The organism is Streptomyces atriruber (genome assembly GCF_001418325.1).
Taxonomy (GTDB): Bacteria; Actinomycetota; Actinomycetes; order Streptomycetales; family Streptomycetaceae; genus Streptomyces; species Streptomyces atriruber.
In genome coordinates this window covers 1-6,753 of record NZ_LIPN01000417.1, presented here as the reverse complement: position 1 = coordinate 6,753, position 6,753 = coordinate 1, and the positions used below count along the sequence as shown (strand labels likewise).

4 protein-coding genes are annotated in these 6,753 nt (G+C 69.0%); 3 read left to right on the top strand and 1 reads right to left on the bottom strand.

From position 1 onward, the window contains the following. Positions 1 to 353 precede the first annotated feature (353 nt). From AOK03_RS34315 to AOK03_RS34305, 3 genes are all read left to right on the top strand, one after another. A complete protein-coding gene (locus AOK03_RS34315; protein WP_055569292.1) occupies positions 354 to 1,658 on the top strand; it encodes an LCP family protein in 1,305 nt (434 codons plus the stop codon). Positions 1,659 to 1,885: 227 nt separating this feature from the next. Continuing rightward, the gene (locus tag AOK03_RS34310) at positions 1,886 to 3,643 is read left to right on the top strand and encodes an LCP family protein (protein WP_079075139.1); all 1,758 of its coding nucleotides are present in this window, start codon (positions 1,886 to 1,888) and stop codon (positions 3,641 to 3,643) included. An 86-nt stretch (positions 3,644 to 3,729) separates the two neighbouring features. Further along, positions 3,730 to 5,433, top strand: coding sequence for an LCP family protein (locus AOK03_RS34305; RefSeq protein ID WP_079075138.1), 1,704 nt, complete (start codon positions 3,730 to 3,732; stop codon positions 5,431 to 5,433). 98 nt (positions 5,434 to 5,531) lie between these two features. Here the strand turns inward: AOK03_RS34305 and AOK03_RS34300 are convergent, their stop codons facing one another. Beyond that, positions 5,532 to 6,584: a glycosyltransferase family 2 protein gene (locus tag AOK03_RS34300; RefSeq protein WP_055569289.1), complete on the bottom strand. Its 1,053-nt coding sequence runs from the start codon at positions 6,582 to 6,584 to the stop codon at positions 5,532 to 5,534. Positions 6,585 to 6,753: the final 169 nt, after the last annotated feature.

Here is a 6,753-nt window from a genome sequence, read left to right as displayed (position 1 = left end):
AGGTGCCCTGCGGCTGGACGTTTTGCGCAGTTCCCCGCGCCCCTGAATCGCCGCCCCGGATCGCCGCCCCTGAAAGCGTGCGTCTGCGGGTGCACTGTGGCTGGACGTCTTGCGCAGTTCCCCGCGCCCCTGAATCGCCGCCCCCGGATCGCCGCCCCGGAAAGCGTGCGTCTGCAGGTGCGCTGTGGCTGGTCGCGCCGTTCCTCGCGCCCCCTGAACGCCGCGGGGCGGGGTTCTGCGTACCCCGTTCGGCGCAGTGCGGGTGCTGGTCCAGAGGCCGCCGGTGGCTTGTCGGGCCATGGTCGTAGTGGACGCACCATGCACCGACGCAGCCATGAGGGGTGGACGCACACGTGACCGAGAACGCAGGCACGCCCTCCGGGCCGGAAGGCGCCGCGCCTGAGCCGAAGGCCACGTACGGACCCGGGGCGGGCGCGAGCCCCTCCGGCGCGGGTGCCGTCCGCCGCAGACGCCGCTGGCTGCGCTACACCGCCATCGGCGTCGCCGTCCTCGTGCTCGGCGCGGGAGGCGTGGGGTGGGCGGCGTACCAGAAGCTCAACGGGAACATCACCAAGGACACCGACGCGGCCGCCGAGCTGGCGCGCTACGAGAAGGAGCGCCCGACGCCGCTGGTGCACGACGCGCAGAACATCCTGCTGCTCGGCTCCGACACCCGCGCGGGCAAGGGCAACCGCAAGTACGGCAGGGATCCCGGCACCCAGCGCTCGGACACCACGATCCTGCTGCACCTGGCGGCCGACCGGCAGAGCGCGACCGCCGTGTCGATCCCGCGCGACCTGATGGTGGACATCCCCGGCTGCCGCAAGCCGGACGGCTCCCGGACCGAGGCCCAGTTCGCGCAGTTCAACTGGGCCTACGAGTTCGGCGGGACGGCCTGCACGGTCCGTACCGTCGAGAAGCTCACGAACATCCGCGTCGACCACCACATGGTCGTGGACTTCGCGGGGTTCAAGGACATGGTCGACGCGGTCGACGGCGTGCAGGTCTGCCTCCGGGCGCCGATCGACGACCCCGACGCGCACGTGAAGCTCGCGCCGGGGCTGCGGACCCTCAACGGCGAACAGGCGCTGGGTTTTGTGCGGGCCCGCAAGAGCCTCGGCAATGGCAGCGACACCGACCGGATGGACCGCCAGCAGGAGTTCCTCGGCGCCCTCGTCAACAAGGTGCAGAGCAATGACGTCCTGCTGAATCCGACGAAGCTCTATCCCGTTCTCGACGCGGCGACTTCTTCGCTCACGACCGACCCGGGACTGGCGAGCCTGCGGGGTTTGTACGAACTGGTGCGCGGCATGCGCAATATCCCCACAGAACGGGTGCAGTTCCTCACCGTGCCCCGGCAGTCGTACACGTACGACGCCAATCGCGACGAGCTCGTCGAGCCCGCGGCGGAGCGGCTCTTCACGCGGCTGCGCACGGACACCCCGGTGGCCGTGACCCCGCGGAAACCCGCGGAACAGGCAGGGCGGGACCCCTCGGACCAGTCGGCGGAGTCGGAGGGAGAGGAGTCCTCCTACGAGGAGGAGTACGACGACTCCGACGAGGACTGGAGCGACGAGAAGCCGGACGACCCTTCACATACGCCGTCACCCGCGCCGACATTCCGGGGCAACACGGCCGCAGGATCGAGCTGCGAGTAAAACGCTGCCCAAGGGAAGGGCTCGCCCCACAAAGAAATAGGGCGGATTGCCCAGTTGTAGGGGAGTGGAATTTGTCACCGGCGTCGTTCGGCGCTGAACTGGGCGGATAGTGTGAGCGATCCGGTGCGCCAAGGCCCTCTCGGCCATGCACCGATGGAACGACTGACCGAGCGCCTTCTTGAGGGGGGAAAGGCGCCGCGTGGCCCCGACGGAGGACGCAAACAACCGTGGACGCGCAAGGCCGTGGGCGGGCGGAGAACATCGACCCCGCAGACCAGTGGGTTCTCAACCCGGATACCGGCGATTACGAACTGCGACTGAGCCCCTCCGCAGGGCAGTCGTCGGTGCCAGGACCCCGTGGATCGTCATCCCGTACGGGCGGCCGCGGCCGCTCCGCACCGGGCCGTGAACGCTCCCGCCCGGACGAGCGCGACGAGCGCCGCGAGGTGCCGGGGCAGCGCAGGCGACGCGTGAAGGAGCCGGAGCCCGGCTCCGGTGGCCGACGCAAACAGAATTCCCGGAAGTCCAAGGGCAAGGGCAAGTCCAAGGGCAAGAAGGCGATGATCTGGACGGGCGGCTCGCTCGCCTTCCTGCTCGTCGCGGGCTGCGCCGGCGGCTATCTCTACTACCAGCACCTCAACGACAACATCACGTCGATAGACGATGACGGCGCGAGCACCGGTGGCTTCAGCAAGGACCGGGCCATCAACATCCTGGTGATGGGCACCGACAAGCGCAGCGGCAGCGGCAACAAGGGCTACGGCGACGAGGGCAGCGTCGGTCACGCGGACACGACGATCCTGCTGCACGTCTCCAAGGACCGTACGAACGCGACCGCGTTGAGCATCCCGCGCGACATGATCATCGACATTCCGGACTGCCCGACCAAGCAGGACGACGGCAGCACGAAGAACATTCCCGGCACGCAGAACGTGCGGTTCAACGAGAGCCTCGGTCAGTACGACCGCACGCCCAGCTGCACCATGCGCACGGTCACCAAGATCACCGGCATCACGCCCGACCACTTCATGGTGGCCGACTTCAACGCGGTGAAGACGCTCTCCAGCGCGGTCGGCGGTGTGGACGTCTGTCTCGCCAAGGACATCGACGACCCCAAGTCGCACCTGAAGCTGCCCAAGGGCAAGCACACCATCGAGGGCGAGGACGCGCTGGCGTTCGTCCGCACGCGCCACTCCGTGGGCACCGGCGGCGACTTGAGCCGCATCGAGCTGCAGCAGCAGTTCCTCAGCGCGCTGATGCGCAAGCTGAAGTCGAACGACACCCTCTCCAGCCCCAAGAAGATGATCAGCCTCGCGGAGTCCGGCACCAAGGCCCTCACCGTCGACTCCAAGATCGCCGACATAATGAAGCTCAAGGACCTCGGCATGGAGCTCGGGAAGCTCGACATGAAGAACCTGAGCTTCGCCACGGTGCCGGTCATCGACAACCCCGCCGAGAAGGTCCACACCACGGTCGTGCCGGACCCGACCAAGGCCGAGCAGTTGTTCGCGATGATGCGCGCCGACGAGTCCCTGACCGTGGTGAAGAAGAAGGAGAAGGCGGAGAAGGCCGAGGTGGCCGCCCGGCTCAAGGGCCCCAAGGCCGACCCCTCCGAGGTGCGCGTCGACATCTACAACGGCAGCGGGAAGACGGGCGCCGCTCAGACAACTCTCACGTGGCTGCAGAACAATGAGGGCGTGCTCAAGTCCAGCCAACTGGGCAACGCGCCCTCGGACATCAAGAAGACGACGCTCGAGTACGCGCCTGACCAGGCGGACCAGGCCCGTCGGCTCGCCGACATCATGGGTCTGTCCGGCGCCGCCCTGAAGCCTGGCAAGAGCGAGAAGAACGCACAGGGCCTCCCGGCCATGAAGCTGACGCTCGGCGGAGACTTCAAGGGCGCGGGGGTGCCCATTGATGCATCGTCGAAGGCACCGAAGGACATCAAGAAGGTCGAGGCGGACAAGGTTATGTGCGCCAAGTGACCTGAAGCGGTCGTTCTGCGTCTAACAATGCGCCAAGGCGCCGCAGGGCGACCGCAGTTCACGAATGGGGCGGGGAGGGGCTGGGGATGAGGCAGAACAGCGTGCGTAAGGAGGGGGCGCGACAACGCGCTCCGCACGCAAGTGATCACGGCTGGGACGAGGGCACGCAGGGCGGGTCGTCCGTGGGCACGCAGGACGGCCCGCGGCACGGCGGCGCGCGCCCGGGGAAGTCCGCGGACAGCGGTGACGATCCCCCGGAGGGCAGTGCCAGACACCGGCGCGGCGCGGGCGGGGGTGCACGTCCGCCGCGCCGGAAGCGCCGTGTCCTGCGCTGGTCGGCGACGGTCCTGTCGGTCCTGATACTCGGCACTGCAGGCGCCGGATACCTCTACTACCAGCACCTCAAGGGCAACCTCGAGACGGACGACCTGAACCTCGGCGAGCACCGGGCCCCCGAGCCCACGCCGAACGCCGCGGGCCAGACGCCGCTGAACATCCTCCTCATCGGGTCGGACGCACGGGACTCCAAGGAGAACCAGAAGCTCGGCGGCGCCAAGGACACGTTCGGCTCACCGCCGCTTGCGGACGTCCAGATGCTGCTGCACGTCTCGGCCGACCGCTCCAACATGTCGGTCGTCAGCATGCCCCGCGACACCCTGCTGCAGATCCCCAAGTGCACCGATCCGGACGACGGCAAGGTCTATGCGGAGACCGGCCCGAAGTACATGACGAACGAGTCGCTGGGCCGCGGTGGCCCCGGCTGCACGGTGGCCACCTGGGAGAAGCTCACCAACATCCACATCAACCACTTCATGATGGTCGACTTCTCGGGTGTGGTCTCCATGGCGGACGCCATCGGCGGCGTGCCCGTCTGCGTGGACAAGAACATCCACTCGCGCACCAGCGAGGGCAAGGGCTCGGGCCTGAAGCTGAAGAAGGGCACCACGGAGATCAAGGGCGAGCAGGCCCTGCAGTGGCTGCGCACCCGCTACGGCTTCGAGGGCGGCACCGACATCTCCCGCGCCAAGGCCCAGCACATGTACATGAACGCGCTGGTCCGCAAGCTCCGCGAGAACACCGGCCTGACCAGCCCCAACCAGCTGCGCAAGCTCGCCGAGGAGGCGACGAACGCGCTCACGGTCGACGACGGCCTCGGCAGCCCCAAGAAGCTGTACGACCTGGGCAACGAGCTCAAGAAGGTCGCGCCGAGCCGGACGACGATGACCACCATGCCGTTCGAGTACGCGGGCGCACGCGTCGTCCCCAAGCCCGAGGACGCGGAGCAGCTCTTCCGGCTGGTCCGCGACGACATCCCGCTGGACGGCAAGGGCAAGAAGAAGCCCGCCGAGGAGAAGGTGTCGGACGACCCGGCGGCCGCGGACGACGAGATCGCGGTGCAGGTCCAGAACGGCACGCGCAGCGACGTGGAGCCCCCGGCCGGCGGCCGGGCGACCGCGGTGGCCCAGCTCATGGCGGGCAAGGGCTTCACGAAGGCGACGCCGGACACGACGACGGCGCTGGCCGAGGAGAAGACGGTCGTCCGCTATCCAAGCGCGGACCTGGAGGGCGATGCCCAGCGGGTCGCCAAGTCCCTCGGGCTGCCGCTGAGCGCGGCGAAGAAGTCGACGGACGTGTCGGGGGTGACGCTGGTCGTCGGCGCCGACTGGCGCGAGGGCGACACCCCGCCCAAGGGGAAGAAGAAGGACGACAGGACACCGGATTCCGCGGATGCGCTCAGCGGGTCCGACAAGAAGGCGTGCATGAAGGTGGACCCGAACTTCACCTGGTAGCCACCCAGGACGCAGAGGGGCCCCGGCGCACTGCCGGGGCCCTCTTCTGACGTGTGACGGCCTCTCGGGCCTCCTGGACCTCTCGGGTCTCCTGGCCCTCAGGCCTCCTGGGTCTCCCCGAGGACGGCCGGGCGGCGCGAGGCGATGACCCTCTTGGCCAGCGAGCGCGGGCTGGTGAGGAAGCCCCAGCCCCACGACATGTGCATGGTCGCGAGCGCCACCGGGATCTGCAGGCGCGCCTTCAGCGGCAGGCCCTTGCCCGCGGGGACGGATCCGGCGGCGATGGCCGCGAGGTAGCCGCCGGGGATCACGAAGCCCCACGGCGTGAGGGCCGCGCCCACCACGATGCCCGCGGCGATCGCGCAGACCGCGGTCGGCGGCGCGAGGTAGCGGAGGTTGATGGAGCCTTCGTGGTAGCGGGCGACGACGTGGCGCCACCTGCCGTAGTCCTTGTACTGCTTGGCGAGCGCCTGCACGCTCGGCCGCGGGCGGTACGAGACCTTCAGCTCGGGCGAGAACCAGATCATGCCGCCGGCCTCGCGGATGCGGAAGTTCAGCTCCCAGTCCTGGGCGCGGATGAACTCCTCGTTGTAACCGCCCTGCTGCTCCAGGGCCTCGCGGCGGAACACGCCCAGGTAGACCGTCTCGGCCTGCTGGGCGTCGCCGCCGGTGTGGAAGGCGGCGTTGCCCACGCCGATCTTCGACGTCATGGCGGCGGCGACCGCGTGCTCCCAGTCGTTCTGCCCCTCGGCGTGCATGATGCCGCCGACGTTCATCGCGCCGGTCTCCTCCAGGAGGCGGACGGCCGTCGTGATGTAACCCGGCGAGAGCGCCGCGTGGCCGTCGACGCGCACCACGATCGGGTGACGTGACGCCTTGATCGCGGCGTTGAGCGCCGCGGGCGTGCGCCCGGTCGGATTGGGGACCGTGTGCACCCGCCCCCAGGCGTTCGATTCGGTCTCGCGGACCAGCTCGGCGGCGATCTCGTCCGTGCGGTCGGTGGAGGGGCCGAGCGCGACGACGACCTCCATCTCGCCCGCGTACTCCTGCTGCAGGATCGCGTGCACGGCCTCGCGCAGATGCCGCTCCTCGTTGAGGACGGGCATGATCACGGATACGGCTGGAGGCTGCACCTCAGACTTCGCGTTCATCACGCGTCACGTTACCGCGAATGGGGGACACGGGTGCGCGCCGTCCGGGTCGCTACCCCGGGCCGCATTTCGTATGGCCTTACGTTTCTTGGGTTATCCGGCTCGTCCCCAACCGGGCCACGGCCCGTCTCGCGGAGGTGCCCCGCACGTGCCCACACCGCCCCGCCGC